This is a genomic window from Parasynechococcus sp., assembly GCF_042954245.1.
GTDB lineage: Bacteria > Cyanobacteriota > Cyanobacteriia > PCC-6307 > Cyanobiaceae > Parasynechococcus.
In genome coordinates this window covers 1-1,858 of sequence record NZ_JBGKDP010000201.1, presented here as the reverse complement: position 1 = coordinate 1,858, position 1,858 = coordinate 1, and the positions used below count along the sequence as shown (strand labels likewise).

At 61.9% G+C, this 1,858-nt stretch carries 2 protein-coding genes and 2 pseudogenes; 1 reads left to right on the top strand and 3 read right to left on the bottom strand.

The genetic code is table 11. The features are described 5' to 3' along the window. A pseudogene (locus tag ACGVJ8_RS09120) lies at nt 1-328 on the top strand (DNA recombination/repair protein RecA); the annotation flags it as partial. A gap of 2 nt (nt 329-330) precedes the next feature. On the opposite strand, the gene ACGVJ8_RS09115 reads toward ACGVJ8_RS09120, so the two are convergent. The 3 genes and pseudogenes from ACGVJ8_RS09115 to ACGVJ8_RS09105 all read right to left on the bottom strand — a co-directional run. Continuing rightward, complete coding sequence (locus tag ACGVJ8_RS09115) at nt 331-678, bottom strand: DUF1815 family protein (RefSeq protein WP_392347416.1); 348 nt, start codon at nt 676-678, stop codon at nt 331-333. Between the two features lie 70 nt (nt 679-748). Then, nucleotides 749-997: a DUF2839 domain-containing protein gene (locus tag ACGVJ8_RS09110; RefSeq protein WP_392347414.1), complete on the bottom strand. Its 249-nt coding sequence runs from the start codon at nt 995-997 to the stop codon at nt 749-751. A gap of 35 nt (nt 998-1,032) precedes the next feature. Then, nucleotides 1,033-1,858 (bottom strand): annotated as a pseudogene (locus ACGVJ8_RS09105) (helicase); the annotation flags it as partial.

Here is a 1,858-nt window from a genome sequence, read left to right as displayed (position 1 = left end):
CCGAATTGCCGAATTCGACATTCTCTTCGGCCGCGGCATCAGCACCCTGGGCTGCCTTCTGGATCTGGCTGAAGAGACGGGTGTTGTTGTCCGCAAGGGCGCTTGGTACAGCTACGAGGGAGACAACATCGGTCAGGGTCGCGATAACACCATCTCCTGGATGGAGGAGAACCCGGATGCAACGGCCACCATCGAAACATTGGTGCGTCAGAAACTGACCGAGGGCTCTGAGGTGAAGGCGAATTCGATGCGCCCCCTCGCCGCCGCTGCGAAGACGGCTGCTGCCGATAAGTCGGCTCCCGCCAAGGCCTCAGAGGCGGCGGCCTGATTTCAGGCGGCCTGGGCTAGGGACTGCATGGCGCGGACCTCCTGGCCTTCCTGGGCCAAATCGGCCATCCGCTGCAATTCCTGGATGGCTTCGGCTCCCTCCAGCTTCACCAGTTCTCTGCCGTTGCGGGACTCCACCCAGCTGATGCCGAAGTCGGAGACAAGAAAGCGCACCATGTGGCCATCGCCGATGTCAGCCACAAACGAAGCTCCATGACCATCGCGGCCGTCGCCACAGGAATAACAGGTGGCTGTAAAGCCTGCGCTTTGAAGGCTGCTGGCGAGGGCCTGCAGGCTCATCACCAGGTCTTCAACGACGGATCGGTAGTGCTCGGCTAGGCGCGGAAACATGACTGAGCCTCCATTGAGATCCAGTCTAAAGGTTTTCTTTTGTTTTCGTTTGTTGGGTTGAGCCGGTTCCTCAGGGGGTATCCGCAAGCGTCCACCAACCGGCCGCTGGGCCGATGAAGCGCACCGTGATCCAGAGCACCACCATCCCTCCGATGCCGATCCAGGCGCCGCGGGTGGTCACCGCCATGAACTGCTGCGTCTGGTTGCGGGTCAGCGGAAGCCAGGACACCACCCGTGGGGAGGTGTCCACAGCTTTGGTTCTGGCCTTGGGCTGACGGGGGGATAAGCCCTGGGCAGCCCGGCGGCGTGCTTCTCCCATGCACTTTTGAGCGTTGCAGGGAGGTTAGGCGTTGTTCACTCCGGCAGCAGTCGCTGCAATGGAATCCAAGGTTCCAGTCGATGCAGCACCTGATCACCCCAGCTGCGCCCTCGGAGGCGGCCATCGAGGATGGCCAGGCGACCACTACTGCGGCGCAGCGGTGCAATGGCGGCGGGGATCAGGCTCAGGGCTTCCGGCAATAGCAGGGTGCGGAACCAATCCTCTCCCTGTTGTTTCAACCGTTCCACCCGAGCCGAGGTAAGCGGATTGTCCAGGCTGGCGATGGGGAGCATGCCGACAATCAACTGTGCTGGGGCCGGTAGCTGCTCCTGATGCTCCAGCCACCAGTCCCAGCTGCAGGTGACCACGCCATTGCTTTCGGGTGCTGTCGACTCCTGCACCACCCGGCGTCCGAATTCCGCAGCCAGGGCGCTGGTCAGCTGGCGACGCAGCTGGTTGTCATTAACAAGAACGATGGTGAGCCCCGCTTGGCCAAGGATGAGCCTTCTGCTCTCCTCCAGGAGATGTTGGGCGTAGATCCGTGTGTTTGGCAGCGGCTGACGACGCGGGGCATAGAGGGGAAGCGGTTCATTCAGTTCCCGTTCTCGCAGTGTTGCCCGCACGTCGGGGAACACGCCGGCCTGTTCAAATTCCAGATCCAGCTTGGAGTTGTCTCCATTGCTGCTGAACATCAGGCAAGGGTGATCCAGCAGCACCCCTCGCAGCAGTTGGAGTGGTTCGAGGGGGGCCAGCTTCCAGCGCCATTGGAGTAGCCGGTGATCCAGTTCAGCCCATTGACTCCACTCCGCTGGGTTGATGCTGCGGAGGGTGTTCCACGGCTCCGGGCTGGCTGGTATCAGC

Excerpts from the sequence above, each read along its gene's own strand:
- ACGVJ8_RS09115 (WP_392347416.1), bottom strand. The coding sequence starts at position 678 with ATGTTTCCGCGCCTAGCCGAGCACTACCGATCCGTCGTTGAAGACCTG.
- ACGVJ8_RS09110 (WP_392347414.1), bottom strand. The coding sequence starts at position 997 with ATGGGAGAAGCACGCCGCCGGGCTGCCCAGGGCTTATCCCCCCGTCAG.